We start from the raw sequence: 17,333 nt of genomic DNA, 5'->3' as shown, positions 1-17,333 counted from the left end.
GCCACGTCCTCCGCGGCCGCCGCCACGGTGGTCGCGTGCGCCGCTGGGACCACGGGGTGCCCCGAGTGGCGACGCGCCGGCTTGGGGTCGTGCGAGCTTGCGGAAGTCGGCGTCGGAGATCGGCTCGCCGCTGGGCTCGGTGGCACCCATCGCGGTGAGGGACTCGTCGTCGAGCGCGGTCTTCGTGGGCCGCGCCTCGATGCCGGCCTGCTCGGCCATCCGGATGACCTCCTTGCGCTGGTGCGGCAGGACCAGCGTCACGACGACGCCGGCCTCGCCGGCCCGCGCGGTGCGGCCCGCGCGGTGGAGGTAGTCCTTGTGGTCGCCGGGCGGGTCGACCTGCATGACGAGCGACACGTTGTCGACGTGGATGCCGCGCGCGGCGACATCGGTCGCGACGAGCACGGGCAGCGCCCCGGTGCGGAAGGCACCGATCGTCTTGTTGCGCTGCGACTGGCTCAGCCCGCCGTGCAGCGGCGCCGCGGCCACACCGGCGTCGCGCAGCTCGCCGGCGATCCGCTCGCAGCCGAGCTTGGTCCGGGCGAAGATCACTGTGCGGCCGGGGCGCGAGGCGATCCGGGCGGTGATCTGCTTCTTGATGCTCGGCTCGATGAGCAGCAGGTGGTGGTCCATCGTCGAGACGCTCGCCGCGGCCTCGTCGGTGCTGTGGGTCACCGGGTCGTCCATGTAGCGCTCGACGAGGTCGCCGACGCCACGGTCGAGGGTCGCCGAGAAGAGCAGCCGCTGACCGTCGGGCGCGCAGTCGTCGAGGATGCGGGTGACGTCGGGCAGGAAGCCCATGTCGGCCATGTGGTCGGCCTCGTCGAGCACCGCGACCTCGACCTCGTCGAGGGTCAGGGCGCCGCGGTCGAGCAGGTCGACGAGGCGGCCCGGGGTGGCGATGAGGACGTCGACGCCCTTGTCGAGCGCCGCGGTCTGGCCGGTGTAGGACAGGCCACCGGCGACGAGCTTGATCCGCAGCCCGCTCACGTGGACGAGCGGCTCGAGCGAGTCGCTCACCTGCATGGCCAGCTCACGGGTCGGCACGAGGACCAGGCCGCGCGGCTTGCGGCTGCGGGCCCGACCGCCGGCGAGGCGGGCGAGCATCGGCAGGCCGAAGGCGAGCGTCTTGCCCGAGCCGGTCTGGCCACGGCCGAGGACGTCCTTGCCCGCGAGGGCGTCGGGGATCGCAGCGGCCTGGATGGCGAAGGGGGTGGTGATGGCATCGCGGGCGAGCCGCTCCACGAGCACCTCGGGCAGACCGAGCGCGGCGAAGCCGTTGTCCTCGGCGATCGCGACGGGTCCGCTCAGCGAGGTGCGGGCGGACGAGGTCCAGGTGTCGGCCTCCTGGCGCAGCACGTCCGGGTCCTCGACCTGCTCGACGCGCGGCGCGAAGCCGCGACGCTGCTGCTCGCGCTCGAAGCGCGGGGCCGCTCCCCGGCGCCGCTCACCCCGGTCGTCACGACGCTGGTAGCCACCACGGTCATCACGGTCACGACGCTGGAAGCCGCGGTCACCGCGGTCGTCACGACGCTGGAAGCCGCGGTCACCGCGGTCGTCACGACGCTGGTAGCCGCCCCGGTCGTCACGGTCCCGGCGCTGGTAGCCACCGCGCTCCTCGGAGCGGTCGTCACGACGCTGGTAGCCACCACGGTCATCACGGTCACGACGCTCGAAGCCGCGCTCGCCCCGGTCCTCACGACGCTGGAAGCCGCGGTCCACCGCGGTCATCGCGACGCTGGTAGCCGCCCCGGTCGTCACGCCGACCGCCGCGGTCCTCGCGGCGCTCCCAGGTGCGCTGGCCCCGGTCCTCGGTGCCGTCGCGGCGCACCCGCTTTGGGCGGTCGCCGACGGGCACGTCGTCGCGGTCGCGCCAGCGGTCCTTGCCCCGGGGGGCCTCGGTCGGAGCCTGGCCGCGGTGATAGGGCTTCTTCGGGCCCTTGGTCACGGCCTTCTTCTTGGCAGCATTCTTCTGGGCAGTGGTCCAGCGGGGCTTCTTCTTCGCAGGCACGGGTCGACTCTCTCGCTCAGGGGGAGGTGGATGGGCGAACACGCAACGCAGGCGCGGGCGACATCCGAGGTCGAGTGCGATCGTGCGAGTTCCTAGAGGCGGCGACGACGCGGTCGCCGAACCACTAATAGTACCCCTATTGAGGCGGCGCCGACGCCGACCAGGTCGGCGGCGACGTCCCAGGAGTCACCGGAGCGGTGCGGCAGCACGACGTGCTGGATGATCTCGCTCACAGGGGCGTGCAGGGCGCACAGCAGCGCGACGAGGTGCCACCACCCCCTTCGTCCCAGACCGGCGACGAGCACCGGCAGGGCGAAGACCAGCGCGTGGACCGCCTTGTCCCCGTGGGGAATCGGCGACGGAGGGCCGGGCGCCTCGGGTGCGTAGAGCACGGCGACCTGCAGGGCGAGGGCGGCCACGAGCATCGCCGGCACGATCAGCCGGCGCGTGGGCGTGGAGGTCATCGGGCCAGCACAGCACACGGCCGATGGGGCCTCGCACGCCGGACCGTCCTACAGTGGAAGTCATGAGCAAGATCACCGATCTGGATCTCGAGAGCTTCCGCTCCGCCGTCACCGGCGAGGGAACGGTCATCGTCGACTTCTGGGCGAGCTGGTGCGGCCCGTGCCGTCAGTTCGCCCCGGTCTTCGAGGCCGCGGCGGACACCCGGGAGGACATCACCTTCGGCAAGGTCGACATCGACGACAACCCGGAGCTGGCCTCGATGGCCAATGTCTCCTCCGTGCCGACCCTCATGGCCTTCCGCGACGGCATCCTGCTGCACCAGAGCGCCGGCGCGCTGCCCAAGGCGCAGTTCGACCAGCTCCTCGACGCCGTCCAGGACGTCGACATGGACGAGGTCAAGGCGCAGGTCGCCGCCCGCGAGACCTCGCAGGGCTGATCCCGCGAGGTCACCTCCCTTCGCCCTGATCCGGCGCGAAGGGGGTGGTGCGCACCCTCGATCTGTGGTGGGCTGGAGGACCACCCACCACATCAGGAGGACGCATGGGCATCGGCGACAAGATCGAGAACGCCAAGGACCAGCTCGTCGGCAAGGCCAAGGGTGCCGCGGGCGACGCCACCGACAACGAGGACCTGCAGGCCGAGGGCCAGGTCCAGGAGACCAAGGGCGACCTCAAGGCCGCCGGCGAGAAGGTCAAGGACGCCTTCAAGTGACCTGCTGACCACAGACATGACGAAGGGCGGGACCGTGACGGTCCCGCCCTTCGTCATTCCTCCGTTCCCTCAGGAGCTTGCGCAGCAAGCGTCTCGAAGGGATGCAGGACGTGCCCAAGATGGTGGAGGTGGCGGGAATCGAACCCGCGTCCACTGGCAGACAAACAGGGCTTCTCCGGGTGCAGTGCGCTATGGATTTTCTCGGCCCCGGGGCTCGCGCGCACACGTTCCCCGACAGGCCCAGTCACGTAGGAGTCCCGCGATGTCCCGTGACCTGACATCGCAGCAAGATCTCTAGCTGACGCTGGGATCTAGGTCGAGATCACACCTAGGCCAACGGACTTCGGGCTCGCTCAGGCGGCGAGGGCGAAGTCGGTGCGCTTGGAATTGGCACCTATTGGGTTTGCACGGGGCGTTGACGAGATGACCGTGCATCCTCGACCCGCTTCCCCTGAAGGACCGGCCAATGTCGAAACCGATCACCCCCATGGGATGGACACGTCACGCTGTTCAGTTGTGGTCACTCAGTATGGACTCAACGGTGGCCGGGTCCAAACACATTCCCTAGCGGCGACGCTTGAACTGGTCGGACATCGCCCGCTCGGCCTCGCGGCGGTCCTGCCGCTCGCGCAGCGTGTGCCGCTTGTCGTAGGCCTTCTTACCCGTCGCAAGGGCGATCTCGACCTTGACCCGGCCGTTCTTGAAGTACAGCGACAGCGGCACGATGGTCCGCCCGCTCCCCTGCGCCTTGACCATGATCTTGTCGAGCTCGGCCCGGTGGAGCAGGAGCTTGCGGCGGCGGCGCGGCGTGTGGTTGGTCCACGTGCCCTGGACGTACTCGGGGATGTGCACGCCCTCGAGCCACAGCTCGTCGCCGTAGAAGATCGCGAAGCCGTCGACGAGGCTGGCCCGGCCCATGCGCAGCGCCTTGACCTCGGTCCCCATGAGGGCGAGACCCGCCTCGTAGGTGTCCTCGATGTGGTAGTCGTGGCGTGCCTTGCGGTTGCGCGCGACGACGAGCTCGCCCTGCTCGGTCTTCTTGGCCATGGTGGTCTCCCCCTTCGCTGCTCGTGGTGGTCGAGGGGTCACGGTACCCCGAGGGGACAACCGGCCCACCACCGGTTTTGTGCCCGAAGGGGGGTCAGAGCCAGCCGCGGGGGTCGACCGGGGTGCCGTTGGCCCGGGTCTCGAAGTGCAGGTGGCAGCCGGTGGACGTGCCGGTCGTGCCGACGTAGCCGATGACCTGGCCGCGCGAGACGTGACCGCTGCGGACCGCGAAGGACTGCAGGTGGTTGTAGGTCGTCGCGAGCGAGGTGCCCCGCTTGACGCCGTGGTCGATGACGATCTGGTTGCCGTAGCCGCCGGTCGAGCTCGGCGGCAGGGCGGAGATGATCGTGCCGCTGTCGGCGGCGTAGACCGGCGAGCCGCACGCGCCCGCGTAGTCGCGGCCGGCGTGCAGGCGCCAGGTCTGGTGGATCGGGTGGAAGCGCAGACCGAACTCCGAGCTCACCGGGGCATTGCTCGGCGCCTGGAGGACGCCGCTGCTCGTCGGGGCCGGCGGGTTGGGATCGGGCGCGGAGGCGCCCCCGGAGTCGGAGCTCGTGTCGTCGGAGCTCGTGTCGGTCGAGGGGGGGCCGACCGCGCGGCGCGGGCGCGGGCATCGGCCTCGCGCTGGGCCTGCTCCTCGCGGGCCTTGCGGATCGCGGCCTCGCGGATGCGCTGCTTGCGGGCCCGCTCCTCGAGGATCTTGGTGAGCTTGTCCGACTGCGCCTTGAGGCTGTCGACCTGCCGCTGGTCCTCGCGCTTGGCGTCGCGCAGGTCTGCGGCGGCGCTCGTCTGGTCGCTCTCGAGGGTCTCGAGGGTGCGCTGCTTGCGGTCCGCGCGGTCGCTCGCGGTGCGGGCGGCGGAGAGCTTGCTCTCCTTGGTCGCCTTGGCGTCACTGGTCTTCTTGCGCAGGGCCGACAGCTTGTCGCCGGTCGAGACGAGGTTGGCCCGCGAGGTGCTCAGCTCCTCGAGCGCCGAGCTCTGCGTGTCGCCGACGGACTCGGCCATGATCATCTTGTCGACGAAGACGCCCGGGTCCTCGCTGCCCACGGCCACCGACATGCTGCCCAGCCCCTGCTGCTGGTAGACCTCGCCGGCGAAGCCCGCGACCGCGCGCCGGGAGCTGGTGATCTTGGTGCTCGTCTCCTTGAGGTCCTTCTCCGCCTTGTCCTCGTTGGCCTTGGCGAGGTCGTAGGCGGCGACGGCGTCGTCGTACTCCCCCTTCGCCGTCGTCTCGGCGTCCTCCGCGGCCTTGGCGGCACTGCGGGCGCCGGGCAGCTTGGCCCGGGTCGACTTCAGGCGGGTGTAGGCGCTGACGAGGTCCTGCGAGGTCTCGTGCAGGTCGACGCGGGCGTCGGAGAGCTTGCCGTCGACGGCCTTCTTCTGGTCCTGCGGGTCGGGGTCCGCGGCGAAGGCGTAGCCCGCACCGGACGCGAGGCACACGACGAGGGCCGCACCGGTGAGGGCGCGGGCTCGGCGAGAGACAAGGTGACGGGCAGGGCGAGGCATCGAGGCCAACGGTAGACGCGAAGTCCCCCGGTGAACAGCACCCCGGGGGACCTCGGCGTGGCCCGACTCAGACCTTGAGGTAGCGCCAGAGCGTGACGGTCGAGGTGCCGACCGCCAGGACGACGACGCCGACGAGCAGGAAGGGGGCGATGACCCACACGTCGTTGGACGAGATGAATGCCGTCCCGGAGTTCTCCTGCAGCAGATATCTGTCGAAGAGGGCCCAGGCCGACACCCAGAGCAGGCCGATCGCCATCACCGCCCCGATGAGGCCCGACGCGACCGTCTCGATGATGAAGGGTGTGCGGATGGTGCGGTTCGACGCACCCACGAGCTTCATGATCGCGATCTCGCGGCGACGGGTGAAGGCCGCCTGCCGGATGGTCGTCGCCATGAGCAGCACGGCGGAGACGAGGGTCAGCGCCGCGAGCCCGACCATGACGGCGGTGATGATGTTGATCGCCCGGAAGAGCGGGGAGAAGACCTCGCGCAGGTTGGGCACGCTCGCCACACCCGGGGCGCCCTCGAAGGCCGAGGCGACGGTCTCGAACTCCTCCGGGTCGGACAGCTGCACGCGATAGCTCGGCGGGATGTCACCGACGCGGATGTGACCGGCGAGCGGGGAGTTCTTGTAGTCCTGCTTGAAGCGCTTGTACGCCTCCTCCTCGGACTCGTAGTAGACGTCCTTGACGAGCGGGCGCATCTCCTCGAGCTGGGCGGCGACGGACTCCTTCTGGTCCTGAGTGGCCGCGCCGGTGGAGCAGTTGGGCTGCGCGCTGGTGTCGGTGCACATGTAGACCGAGACCTGCACGCGGTCGTACCAGTAGCCCTTCATCGCATCGACCTGGCGCTGCGCGAGCAGGCCGACGCCAAGCAGGTAGAGCGAGATCATGGTCACGAGGATCACCGACACGGCGATCGACTTGTTGCGCCGCAGGCCCTCCCAGGCGTCGGCGAAGACGGAGGGCTTCATCGCAGCAGGTCCTCCGCGTCGTCGTCCCAGTCGTCCATCGCATGCACCTCACCGATCGGGCGGTCGTCGGGAGGCGGGACCTCCCCTTCGTCGTGGTGGTCGTCGTGGCGCTCGGCCTCACGCTCGTCGCGGTCACGGGAGTCGACGACCTTGGGCACGTAGCTGCCGCCCTCCTCGTCGCGGATGATGATCCCGTCCTCGAGCTCGACGACCCGCTTCTGCATCTCGTCGACGATGACGTTGTCATGCGTGGCCATGACGATCGTCGTGCCGGAGTCGTGGATGCGACGCAGCAGCTTGACGATCTCGAGGCTCGTCGCGGGGTCGAGGTTGCCCGTGGGCTCGTCGGCAAGGAGCACCGGCGGCTTGTTGACCACGGCGCGGGCGATCGCGACGCGCTGCTGCTCACCGCCGGAGAGCTCGTGCGGCATGCGCTTCTCCATCCCGGCGAGGCCGACGAGCTCGAGGGTCTCGGGGACGAGGGCGCGGATCGCGCGGCGCGGGCGGCCGATGACCTGCAGGGCGAAGGCGACGTTTTGCTGCACCGTCTTGTTGGGCAGCAGGCGGAAGTCCTGGAAGATCGTGCCCACCTGGCGGCGCAGCTGCGGCACCTTGCGCTGCGGCATGCGGCGCAGGTCGTGGCCGCCGACGAGCAGACGCCCCGAGCTGACGACCTCCTCGCGGATCGCCAGGCGCATGAGCGTGGACTTGCCCGAGCCGCTGGCACCGACGATGAAGACGAACTCCCCGCGGTCGATGTTGAGATCGATCTCGTCGAGCGCGGGGTGGCTCTGGTTGGGATATCTCTTGGTGACGTTCTCGAAACGGATCATCAGGTGCTCGGGGCCTTACGCGGACGAAGGGGGGCAAACGGCCGCCTGCAGGATATGTCGCTTCGCTGCGAGCCCGTGACACCCGCGTGACCTCGGCGCGTTAGGTGGCGGTCAGGCAGGTCGTGGTCGTCCTGCGGACGTCCGTGCCTCGGTGGGTCAGTCCTCGGACTTGGCCTGCTCGATGCGCCAGCGGATGCCGGCCTCGATGAAGCCGTCGATGTCACCGTCGAAGACGGCGGAGGGGTTGCCGGTCTCGTGCTCGGTCCGCAGGTCCTTGACCATCTGGTAGGGGTTGAGGACGTACGAGCGCATCTGGTCGCCCCAGCTGGCCTTGACGTCGCCGGCCAGTTCCTTGCGCTCGGCGGCCTCCTCGGCCTTCTTCTGCAGGAGCAGTCGCGACTGCATGACGCGCAGCGCGGCGGCGCGGTTCTGGATCTGCGACTTCTCGTTCTGCATCGACACGACGATGCCCGTCGGGATGTGCGTCATGCGCACGGCGGAGTCGGTCGTGTTGACCGACTGGCCGCCGGGACCGGAGGAGCGGAAGACGTCGATCTTCAGCTCGTTGTCCGGGATCTCGATGGAGTCGGTGCCCTCGATGAGCGGGATGACCTCGACCGCGGCGAAGGAGGTCTGGCGCCGGCCCTGGTTGTCGAAGGGAGAGATGCGCACCAGGCGGTGGGTCCCCCCTTCGACCGAGAGGTTGCCGTAGGCGTAGGGGACGTTGACCTCGAAGGTGGCCGACTTCAGGCCCGCCTCCTCGGCGTAGGAGGTGTCCATGACCTTCGTCGGGTAGCCGTGGCGCTCGGCCCAGCGCAGGTACATGCGCATGAGCATCTCAGCGAAGTCGGCGGCGTCGACGCCACCGGCGCCGGCGCGGATCGTCACGACGGCCTCTCGCTCGTCGTACTCGCCGGACAGCAGAGTGCGCACCTCGAGCTGGCGACCGCCTTGGCGACCTTGGCCAACTCACCCTCGGCCTCGGTGAGGGTGTCGGCGTCGCCCTCCTCGGTCCCGAGCTCGACGAGCGCCTCGAGGTCGTCGATGCGCGCGTCCATCGCATTGATCCGGTCGAGCTCTGCGTTCGCCCGGGAGAGCTTGGAGGTCACGACCTGGGCGGACTCGGGGTCGTCCCAGAGGTCGGGGGCGGCGGCCTGCTGCTCGAGCTCCGCGATCTGCGCCTCGAGGGCAGGGACGTCGGACACCTCCCGCACCGACCCCATGGTCGTGCGCAGGTGCTTGATCTCGGTCTCGAAGTCGACAGCCACGACAGGTCACCTTACGGCAGGAGCACCCCGCTCCCCTACGTCGGCTGGGCGCTGCGGCTCTCCCGCGGGTCGCTGGCGATGAACTGGTTGATCCACCGCGCCCGGGGGTCGCGGTCGATGAGCAGGCTCTTGACGAGCAGGGTGCACGGGATCGCCAGGAGGGCACCCAGCGCACCGAAGACGTAGGCCCAGAAGACGAGGGAGAGGAAGGCGGTCGTCGCGTTGATGCCGACCGCGTCACCGGTGAACTTCGGCTGGAAGATCGACTGGATGACGAAGTTGGCCACGCAGTAGATGGCGATGACCCAGATCATCGTCGAGACCCCGCCCGACAGCAGCGCGATGAAGGCCGGCGGGATGAGGCCGAGGACGAAGCCGATGTTGGGGATGTAGTTGGTGACGAAGGCGAGCAGGCCGAAGGTCATTGCCAGCGGCACTCCCAGCCAGACGAGCGCGAAGTAGTCGATGACGGCGACGATGACGCCGAAGACGGTCGAGACGATCCAGTACTTGCGCACGCGGTAGCCGAAGTCGACGAGGGCATCGGCGACGTCGGGCTTGTGCCGGTGGATGGCCGACAGGCGCCCCTTGAAGCCCCCGGCGTCCATGACGAGGAAGATCATCACCGTCAGCAGGAAGAGCATCGTCGTCGTCAGGCCGGTGATCGTGTTGGCCAGCGAGGTCGCCAGCCCGGTGAGGTTGCGCAGGTCGAAGTTGGAGATGTACTCGTCGATCTCCTGGGCGTCGACCCCCTTCGCCGAGAGGACGTCACGGGCGTCGCGGATCAGCCCGGTGAAGGTGCTCGTGTACTCCGGCTTGGCCAGCTCCGTCGCGAACTTGCTCGCGGCCAGGCCGATGGACGCTCCGAGGAAGGCGAGGATCCCGTAGAGGATGACGATGAGCAGCAGCCCGGAGATGACCGAGCCGAGGAAGCGGCGCAAGACCTTGTAGACCGGGTAGACGGCGATGATCAGGGTCATCGCGAGGAAGGTCGGCGCGATGATGCCTGCCACCTCCCGCAGCCCGGAGATCGCCACCGCACCACCTGCCAGGCCGAGCAGGATCGTCAGGGTCGGCGACAGCGACACCCGCACGCGCGACTCCTCCTCGGGCATCTCGTGCTCGTGGGTCGGGTCAGGAGTGCGCACCTCGGCCACCGGGATGGTCTCGTCGGCGTCGTCGGTCTCGTCGGCCGGCCGCACCTCCCCGTCGGTGGTCTGGACGACCTCGTCCTCCCCATCCCGGTCGTTGAGGAGCTCGCTCTGAGAGTCCCCATCCCGGTCGCTGAGGAGCTCGCTCTGCGAGCGTCTCGAAGCGACATCCGAAGGGGGGTCCGTCACCTTGTCCGGCTCCGGCTCCGCGTCGGGCTCCTCGTGAACGGGCGCCTCGACGACATCGGCCTCGGCACCGTCCGGCTGCGCGTCCTCCCCCGACCGTTCCTGCTCCACGCGTGCATCCTCCTGGACGAGATGGTGCGGTCTGCCCGCCGGCTCATCGTGTCACCTCAAGGTGCGGCGTGGGGGCACGCACCTCAGCCGTCGACGAGCTCCACGAGATGACCGTGGTCGAGGTACCACCGCACGGGATGCTCCCCGACGATCATCGCCCCACCACCCGGCTGCCCGAACCACGCCACCGCCGTGCCCTCCCGCGCATCCGGAAGCCTGTCGACCACGCGGTAGCGGTGGTACTCCGCCCCCACCATGTCCGGCGGCTGCGACCGCATCGCGAAGGGAGTGCCCAGCGCAAACAGCTGCGACCCCGACTCGTGGCCGACCCGGTCCAGGACATCCCCCGGCCCCACACCCGGCTCACCCGCAGTGCCCCGCTGCCGGGTCCGCTCGACGATCCCAAGGCCCGTGACCTGACCCCGTCGAGCCAGCTCCTGCGGATCAGGCGCCACCTCGACCGGCCCCCGCCCCTGCACCAGCCGTTGCAGCACGTCCACCGCCAGCCGAGGATCCTCAAAGGACTCGTAGTGCCGGAACCGCCCCATCGTCATCCCGCCCACGTGGAAGGCCCCCTCCGACACGACCAGCACCCAGCGCCCTTCGGGCGGGACGGGTCGCTCGCGGCGTCCAGCCTGGGTGACGTGAACTACCTCGTACAGCCCTCGACGGGACAGCTCCAGCCTGACTCCGCGCACCAGGTGCGCGTTGACGAACTCCTGAACGGCCTCTCGGAGATCGGGGTAGAGGTCGGCAGACACCTGAGCGCCCCGGCTCCAACCCGTCACCTCCACCCGTCCGTCCGACAACTGCTCGAACAGAGTGGTTCCATCCGTCATGTAGGTGTCAGGGTCGCCCCGCCAACCGATGGTGAACCACTCGCGTCCTTCGTCCTTCACATACGCGCGGAGATCCTCAACGGTGGCCACATCAGCCGGTCTCATGAGGCGACCCTTTTCGACGCAGTCACGTGGCGGCGCAGTCCGTAGCCGTGAAGGGCGAGCGGTCCCTGAGGCGCACCCCCAGGCGATGCATCCATCATCGGGCTCACCATTCTGGGAGCTCGTCCGCCGCCAGAGCCACAGCTCGACCGACATCTCCGAGGGTCGCCTGCTGCGGCACGTGCCGAGCGGACTGGTCGGCGGGCACATCCCATGCTTCCGTGTCCCCGCTGATCGCCTGTGGGTAGATCGTCAAACCATGCTCGCCCCCCTCGACGAGGACCTGACGCTCGCCACCAGCGTCCTCGGCCTCGCCAGCCTGCGGGCGGTGAGTGACAGCCGTCACCAAGACCTGCACGACGACTCGCCCCAGCTCGTCCGCCGCGGCATCCCGCCGGACGCACTCGACGGTCGAGGACACCTTCCCGGACTGGCCACCGCCACCAGCGTCGATTCGCGCTGTGACCAACCACGATTCACCAGCACGACGGACGGTCACAGCTCCGCCTGCGGGCAGTGCCAGAGGACTGCGCATTTCTGTGCGCCACGAGCCCGCCGGACGAAGAACGCTCGCACTGGCTTCCGCCGCGAGGTCTGCACACTCCCGGACACTCGCGCCAACAATGGCGGCGTCTGTGCCCTCGTTGAGTTCCACCGTCGCGAGATCCCCGCCGAAGCCCCCACCTGCGCCTTCGGAGACCATTGGCTCCAGCAGCAATCGGCCGCCGCGACGAGTCACGCTGACAAGCACCGTCTCCGTCGACAGCACGGCGTCGGACGGCAGACCCAATCTGGCGGCAACGTACGACCGTCCGGGCTCGCCCTTCGCGCTCAGCCTGGGGTCCAAGACGCCGGACTCGCCCAGGAGCTGCAACACCGCACGCCCCATGGCCGCGTCCGACGGCGCCGACAAGATTTCCGAGATGGAGGTGTCGGTCGACCCCGGATGGGAGGCGAAGAAGGTGTCGACACCGACGTAGTGCTCCACACCGTGCCGGTAGACGCTCACTCGCTGTTTCATGGCCTTCCTTGACCTCCACCTAGGTTCCCGTAGGGCACTCCCCGAGACGGGCAATCCCTGACCGCCCCGGCTACCCGGGTGTCACTCCTGCCCGAGCCCGGGACTCGACGGTCACCGTCACCGACCCACCCAGCTCCTGCAGGAGCCCGCCGATGAGCGGCAGGTCCGCCTCGCCGGTCAGCCGGACCACAGCCGTCCTCCCGTCGGGGCTACCCGTCCCGTCGGCCACCTGCCAGCTCTCGAGGCCGTGCGGCAACGGCCGGCTCGCGAGGTGCTCGGCGGCGCTCTCCTGCACGGTCGCGTCGTCGAGGGGCAGGTCGGAGTCGAGGCCGCGCTCGTAGACGAGCTCGGCGCTGTCGTCGGTCGCCCCGAGCGCGGCAGAGTCGGCCGCGTCGAGCAGCCGCATCCGGGAGATGTGGACCGAGGTGACGGCCAGCGCACCGATGATCAGGGTGAGCGCGATGACGGTCAGCCCCATGATCAGCAGGCTCAGCTGCCCGCTGTCGTCACGGGCCCGGGAGCGAAGGGAGGTCATCGCGCCTCGTACCTGGGCACGGGCGCGGTCTGCGTCGCCGAGACCGGGATCTCGAGCGGGACGACCTCGCGGAAGAAGGCGGGCACGAGCGGCATCGGCACCTGCACCCGGGCGCGAGAAGTCACCGACTCCCCAGGCGTCAGGCACGGGGTCGCCGCGCAGTCGACGGCGATCGTCCCCTGCCCGGGGAAGCCCTGGTCCTCGAAGGCGATGTCGGCCGCGGCCCGGGACCTTGCCGTCGCCGAGGCGTCGTCCTCGGCGGTGACGAAGGCCCGCGCCGACTCGCGGGCGGCCTGCGTCACGGCGTAGGAGCCGGCCTGCAGCCGGGCGAGGCACATGACGAGGTAGATCAGGGGGACGAGGAGCAGGATCGCCAGCCAGACGAACTCGATGACGGCCGTACCCCCTTCGTCCGCCAGGCGGTCTCGGGCACCGGGCCGATCCACCGCGGCTCCCCCGAGGGTCACTGGCTCTCCTCGAAGGCCCGCCCGGTCACCTCGAGCTGCTTGCCGGGACCGAAGGGGCCCACGACGGGCAGCGGCGCCGTGACGTCGACGACGACGACCTCGACGCCCGCGTCGGTGCGATCGACCCGCGCGGTGACGTCCTGCGCGAAGCGCCCGGACAGGCTCCGACCGATGAGGTCACGTGCTCGGCCGGCCCCCTCCTGCGGCGTCGAGCCCTCACGGGCGCCGTAGCGAGCGCCCTCCGAGGCACAGGAGATGAGCGTGTTGCGCACGTGGAGGGTCAGCCCGAGCTGGAAGACACCGAGGAAGACGAAGAGCAGCAGCACGGAGGTCAGCGTGAAGTCGACGACGGCCGATCCCCGGTCGTCGTGCAGCCTCGCGGCTGGGATCAATTGTGGACCTGGTCGGGGCCGGTGACCCCATCCATCGCCCGCTCGAACATCCCCTTGAGCTGCTCCCCCGCGATCGCCCAGATGCCGGTGACGAGGGCGGCCGTCATCAGGGTGATGAGGACCCACCCGGGCACGTCGCCCGTCTCGTCGTCGAGCCGGGCGGTGGCCCGACGCACGGCGTCGGTGAGGTGGATGTGTGCCTTGACGAGCTGGTCGCTCATGTGTGTCTCCTTCGTGGCGTGCTGGTTGGTCACATCTGGAACTGGAAGAACCCGAGGCCCGGGAAGAGGGCGAAGAGGATGGTGACGGGCAGCACGCCGAAGACGACCGGGACCATCATCGCGATCTCCTTCTTGCCACCCGCCTCCATGATCAGGCGGCGCCCCTCCTCGCGGACGTCCTGCGCCTGGGGCGCGCAGGACCTCCGCGAGCGGGGTGCCGCGCTCGACCGCGACGACGATGCCGTCGACGAAGCGCGCGAGCGAGGCCAGACCGGTGCGGTCGGCGAGCCCCTGCAGGGCCGCCGGGAGGCTGGCTCCCGCGCGTGCGTCGGCGAGGCAGCGACCCAGCTCGTCCGACAGCTCGCCGTCGGACAGGCGGACGACCCGCTCGAGGGCACCGGCAGCACCTTCGCCAGCACCGACCGCGAGCGCGAGCAGCTCTGCGACGGTGGGAAACTCGGCGAGCATGCGCGCCTCGCGCCGATCGGCCTCGTGGCTGAGCAGGGTGTCGCGGACGACGACGCCGATGGCGAAGCCGAGCAGGACGAGCACGAGCAGGAAGAGCGGCGAACGCCCCTGCCCCGTCACGTAGACGACACCCAGGACCCCGCCGAGCACCGCGCCGACGAAGCCGTAGACGACCTGCTCGGCGCGGAAGTGGTCGGTGTCGGGAACGCGTCCGGCGCGCAGCAGCCGGCGGCGCACCGACGCCGTCCCGCCGAGGACCCGCTCGACGCGCTGGGCCAGGTCGGTGACGACCGGCCGCAGGACGGCCGGGATGACGGCCGTCAGGGAGACGTCGTCAACCGCGAGCAACCGCGAAGGGCGCGGCGTGTCCCGCAGGTAGGGAGCCAGTCGGTCGTCGAGCGTGGCGCGGCGGTGCCGCGGCAGCCCCTGGTGGACCAGGACGAGCCCGAGGGCGAGCACGAGACCGAGCAGCGCCCCGCTGCGGGCCAGGCCGATGTCGTGGAGGAGGTCGGTCATCGCAGCACCCGCTCCTCCTCGGGCAGGCGCCCGATGCGCACCATGACCCGGTAGGCGACGACGGTGGCGACGGCACCGCCGGCGAGGACGAGCACCCCGGTCGCCGTGTTGTAGGCCTGCACCGACTCAGGACGGGTCGAGAGCATCGCGAGGACGAGCCACGGAGCGGCGACGGCCAGCCGGGCGGCGTTGACCGTCCACGACTGGCGGGTCTCGAGCTCGGCGCGGGTGCGCGCGTCCTCGCGCAGGAAGGTCGACAGGGTCCGCAGCAGCGAGCCGAGGTCGGACCCGCCGACCTCACGGGCGATGCGCAGCGACTCGACGAGCCGGTCCCCCACCGGGTCGGCCAGTCGCGTCTTGAGCCGGTCGAGGCAGTCGTTGAAGCGGCCCGTCGTGCGGTAGTCGCTCGCGAAGTCGGCGAAGGCAGGGCGCAGCTCCTCGGGGCCGCGCACGGACAGCTGGGCGAGAGCCTCCGGCAGGGCGAGACCGGCTCGCACCGCCGAGGTGACGTTGTCCACCGCGTCGGGCCACAGGTCGCGCAGGTGCGCCCGTCGCGAGCGCGCCCGCACCCGCACGACGGCGACCGGCACCCACCCGGCCATGACGGCGAAGCAGAGGGCGATGGCCGGTACCCCGGTGAGCGCGGTGACGGTCAGGAAGATCAGCAGGAAGGCGATGCCGCACGCGGACAGGAGCAGCCGGGGGCCGATGCCGCGGTAGCCGGCCTGGGCGAGGTCGTCCCCGAGCCGGCGCATGACGCGACTCTCCCGATGGACCCGCTCGCGCTCCTCCCGCGGCCACGCGGACCACCAGATGAGGAAGAGACCGGCGCCGAGGAGGGCACCGAGCAGGACACCGGTCATGCCGTGCCCCCGGCGAGGATCGCGGCCACGTCGTAGCCAGCGCGCTGGAAGCGATCGCGGTGCGGCGGGTAGCCGTCGGCCCGCACGAGCTTGCCGTCGCGGGTGGTGAAGATGTCGCTGATCTCGACGACGTCGTTCTCGATCCGGCCCGGCAGGGCGACGATCTCGCGCACCCGACGCACGCCATCGGACTCCAGGGCGGCGTGCACGACGAGGTCGATGGAGCCGGCGACGGTCGGCACGACGAAGCGCGAGCCGACGTTCTCGCCCGCCAGCAGCGGCAGGGTGCACATCTTCGTCACCGCCTCGCGGGCGGAGTTGGCGTGGATGGTGCACATGCCCGGCAGACCCGAGTTGAGCGCGATGAGCAGGTCGAGGCTCTCGGCCTGACGCACCTCGCCGACGATGATCCGCGAGGGCCGCATCCGCAGCGCCTCCTTGACGAGGCGGCGCAGCGGCACCTCGCCCAGGCCCTCGAGGTTGGACTGGCGACACTGCATCGACACGACGTCACGCAGCGGGATCTTCAGCTCGAAGACCTCTTCGCAGGTCACGACCCGCTCCCGCGGCGGGATCGCCGCGGACAGGCAGTTGAGGAGCGTGGTCTTGCCGGCCTGTGTTCCTCCCGCGACCAGGACGTTGAGCCCCGAGGCCACGGCGGCCTGCAGGAAGGTCGCTGCCTCCTTGGTCAGCGTGCCCAGCCGCACGAGGTCGTCGAGGTGGTCGGCCTTGACGACGAACTTGCGGATGTTGACGACCCAGTGCTCCCGGGTGATGTCGGGGATGACGACGTGCAGCCGCGAGCGTCGGGCAGCGTTGCGTCGACGAAGGGGGACGACAGATCAATGCGTCGGCCCGAGGACTTGAGCATCTTTTCCACGAGGTCGCGGACCTCGTCGGAGGTCAGCACCGTCGAGGTCAGCTCGGCAACACCGTTGCGCGCGACGAAGACCTGGCTCGGGCTGTTGATCCAGATCTCCTCGACCTGGGGGTCGTCGAAGTACCGCTGCAGCGGCCCGAAGCCGGCGACCGTGTCGAGCACGGACTTGACCGCGTCCTCGAGGTTGCCGAGCATCGGCAGCCCGCCGAGGGTGCTGCGCTCGTCGTAGTCGGAGACGGCGGCGCGCACGAGGTCGGCGACCTCGGCCGTCTCGCGGATCGGGTCGAGCCCGGATCGGCGGATGAGCTCGCGGACCTCGGTCTCGACCGTCTTGACAGCGTCCATCGGCTGATCCCCCCTTCGTCGTGTGGCGTCGTGCTCGCGGACCTCCCCGGTCCACTGGGCCACGACGGTACTGAATTGAGCGCGATCCGCATCTCGAGAATCCACAGGCCACACGACCCGCCTGCTGAACGGCGTTCGAATGCGGTCCCGAACCGTGCCATGATCGGCGCCGAACCCCGACCGAGAGGCCCACCGTGTCCACCCAGCGCTCCACCGGCCGTGATCTGGCGCAGGTCGCCGTCTTCGCCGGCATCATCGCCGTCCTCGGCCTGATCCCGGCCATCGCCCCCTTCGGCAATGCCGTCCCGATCACCGCGCAGTCGCTGGGCATCATGCTCGCCGGCGCGATCCTCGGCGCCCGCCGCGGCGCGCTGGCCGTCCTCGTCCTGCTCGCCCTCGTCGCCCTCGGCCTGCCGCTGCTC

20 protein-coding genes, 1 other RNA gene and 2 pseudogenes are annotated in these 17,333 nt (G+C 70.1%); 3 read left to right on the top strand and 20 right to left on the bottom strand.

Features of this window, described 5'->3' with window-relative positions:
• The 3 genes from AC2W7J_RS06650 to AC2W7J_RS06640 all read right to left on the bottom strand — a co-directional run.
• A partial coding sequence (locus AC2W7J_RS06650) for a DEAD/DEAH box helicase (protein WP_485981843.1) occupies positions 1-1,731 on the bottom strand: 1,731 nt, incomplete at its 3' end.
• Positions 1,697-2,011: a hypothetical protein gene (locus AC2W7J_RS06645; RefSeq protein WP_485981842.1), complete on the bottom strand. Its 315-nt coding sequence runs from the start codon at positions 2,009-2,011 to the stop codon at positions 1,697-1,699. The genes AC2W7J_RS06645 and AC2W7J_RS06650, both read right to left, overlap by 35 nt.
• Before the next feature lie 92 nt (positions 2,012-2,103).
• Positions 2,104-2,475: a VanZ family protein gene (locus AC2W7J_RS06640; protein ID WP_485981841.1), complete on the bottom strand. Its 372-nt coding sequence runs from the start codon at positions 2,473-2,475 to the stop codon at positions 2,104-2,106.
• Positions 2,476-2,537: 62 nt separating this feature from the next.
• Here AC2W7J_RS06640 and trxA point away from each other — a divergent pair, with 62 nt between their 5' ends.
• Together trxA and AC2W7J_RS06630 are read left to right on the top strand one after the other, a co-directional pair.
• Positions 2,538-2,912 (top strand): thioredoxin, encoded by a 375-nt coding sequence (gene trxA / locus AC2W7J_RS06635; protein WP_255183953.1) that lies wholly within the window; start codon positions 2,538-2,540, stop codon positions 2,910-2,912.
• Between the two features lie 104 nt (positions 2,913-3,016).
• On the top strand, positions 3,017-3,187 hold the full coding sequence (locus AC2W7J_RS06630; RefSeq protein WP_485981840.1) for a CsbD family protein: 171 nt from the start codon (positions 3,017-3,019) through the stop codon (positions 3,185-3,187).
• Between the two features lie 120 nt (positions 3,188-3,307).
• On the opposite strand, the gene ssrA is transcribed toward AC2W7J_RS06630, so the two are convergent.
• From ssrA to AC2W7J_RS06545, 17 genes and pseudogenes are all read right to left on the bottom strand, one after another.
• Positions 3,308-3,674, bottom strand: a transfer-messenger RNA (tmRNA) gene (gene ssrA / locus AC2W7J_RS06625).
• Between the two features lie 77 nt (positions 3,675-3,751).
• A complete protein-coding gene (smpB, locus tag AC2W7J_RS06620; protein WP_255183955.1) occupies positions 3,752-4,234 on the bottom strand; it encodes an SsrA-binding protein SmpB in 483 nt (160 codons plus the stop codon).
• Positions 4,235-4,328: 94 nt separating this feature from the next.
• Positions 4,329-4,697: a M23 family metallopeptidase gene (locus AC2W7J_RS06615; protein ID WP_485981839.1), complete on the bottom strand. Its 369-nt coding sequence runs from the start codon at positions 4,695-4,697 to the stop codon at positions 4,329-4,331.
• Positions 4,694-5,740 carry a hypothetical protein gene (locus AC2W7J_RS06610; RefSeq protein WP_485981838.1) on the bottom strand — a complete coding sequence of 349 codons (1,047 nt, stop codon included), beginning with the start codon at positions 5,738-5,740 and terminating at the stop codon, positions 4,694-4,696. The genes AC2W7J_RS06615 and AC2W7J_RS06610 overlap by 4 nt, the downstream gene beginning before the upstream one ends.
• Positions 5,741-5,807: 67 nt before the next feature.
• Entirely contained in the window at positions 5,808-6,713 is a 906-nt protein-coding gene (gene ftsX, locus AC2W7J_RS06605) for a permease-like cell division protein FtsX (RefSeq protein ID WP_421007421.1), read from the bottom strand.
• A complete protein-coding gene (gene ftsE / locus AC2W7J_RS06600) occupies positions 6,710-7,546 on the bottom strand; it encodes a cell division ATP-binding protein FtsE (RefSeq protein WP_421007422.1) in 837 nt (278 codons plus the stop codon). Before ftsE ends, ftsX begins: the two co-directional genes overlap by 4 nt.
• Before the next feature lie 156 nt (positions 7,547-7,702).
• A protein-coding gene (prfB, locus tag AC2W7J_RS06595; RefSeq protein WP_255183964.1) for a peptide chain release factor 2 occupies positions 7,703-8,814 on the bottom strand; the annotation gives its coding sequence in 2 pieces (ribosomal slippage) (positions 7,703-8,490 and positions 8,490-8,814; 1,113 coding nt in all).
• A 35-nt stretch (positions 8,815-8,849) separates the two neighbouring features.
• Complete coding sequence (locus tag AC2W7J_RS06590) at positions 8,850-10,262, bottom strand: AI-2E family transporter (RefSeq protein WP_485981837.1); 1,413 nt, start codon at positions 10,260-10,262, stop codon at positions 8,850-8,852.
• Positions 10,263-10,345: 83 nt separating this feature from the next.
• Positions 10,346-11,191, bottom strand: coding sequence for a TNT domain-containing protein (locus AC2W7J_RS06585; protein WP_485981836.1), 846 nt, complete (start codon positions 11,189-11,191; stop codon positions 10,346-10,348).
• 118 nt (positions 11,192-11,309) lie between these two features.
• Positions 11,310-12,191 (bottom strand): hypothetical protein, encoded by an 882-nt coding sequence (locus tag AC2W7J_RS06580; protein ID WP_485981835.1) that lies wholly within the window; start codon positions 12,189-12,191, stop codon positions 11,310-11,312.
• A gap of 103 nt (positions 12,192-12,294) precedes the next feature.
• Positions 12,295-12,759 carry a pilus assembly protein TadG-related protein gene (locus tag AC2W7J_RS06575; protein WP_485981834.1) on the bottom strand — a complete coding sequence of 155 codons (465 nt, stop codon included), beginning with the start codon at positions 12,757-12,759 and terminating at the stop codon, positions 12,295-12,297.
• On the bottom strand, positions 12,756-13,226 hold the full coding sequence (locus tag AC2W7J_RS06570; RefSeq protein ID WP_427801199.1) for a pilus assembly protein: 471 nt from the start codon (positions 13,224-13,226) through the stop codon (positions 12,756-12,758). Before AC2W7J_RS06570 ends, AC2W7J_RS06575 begins: the two co-directional genes overlap by 4 nt.
• A complete protein-coding gene (locus AC2W7J_RS06565; protein ID WP_421007432.1) occupies positions 13,223-13,618 on the bottom strand; it encodes a TadE family protein in 396 nt (131 codons plus the stop codon). The genes AC2W7J_RS06570 and AC2W7J_RS06565 overlap by 4 nt, the downstream gene beginning before the upstream one ends.
• Positions 13,615-13,839 (bottom strand): hypothetical protein, encoded by a 225-nt coding sequence (locus tag AC2W7J_RS06560; protein WP_485981833.1) that lies wholly within the window; start codon positions 13,837-13,839, stop codon positions 13,615-13,617. Before AC2W7J_RS06560 ends, AC2W7J_RS06565 begins: the two co-directional genes overlap by 4 nt.
• 29 nt (positions 13,840-13,868) lie before the next feature.
• Positions 13,869-14,823, bottom strand: a pseudogene (locus AC2W7J_RS06555) (type II secretion system F family protein).
• Positions 14,820-15,686 (bottom strand): type II secretion system F family protein, encoded by an 867-nt coding sequence (locus AC2W7J_RS06550; protein WP_421007435.1) that lies wholly within the window; start codon positions 15,684-15,686, stop codon positions 14,820-14,822. The pseudogene AC2W7J_RS06555 and the gene AC2W7J_RS06550 overlap by 4 nt, the downstream one beginning before the upstream one ends.
• Positions 15,683-16,911: pseudogene (locus AC2W7J_RS06545) on the bottom strand (TadA family conjugal transfer-associated ATPase). The gene AC2W7J_RS06550 and the pseudogene AC2W7J_RS06545 overlap by 4 nt, the downstream one beginning before the upstream one ends.
• A 194-nt stretch (positions 16,912-17,105) precedes the next feature.
• Between AC2W7J_RS06545 and AC2W7J_RS06540 the strand changes: the two are divergent.
• Positions 17,106-17,333, top strand: a 228-nt coding sequence (locus AC2W7J_RS06540; RefSeq protein ID WP_485981832.1) for a biotin transporter BioY, incomplete at its 3' end; no start/stop codon positions are given.

The sequence above is a fragment of the Janibacter sp. CFPM2_SD2 genome, assembly GCF_057364645.1.
The sequence above is the reverse complement of the archived record's forward strand: the minus strand, read 5'-3'. Positions and strand labels throughout refer to the sequence as shown.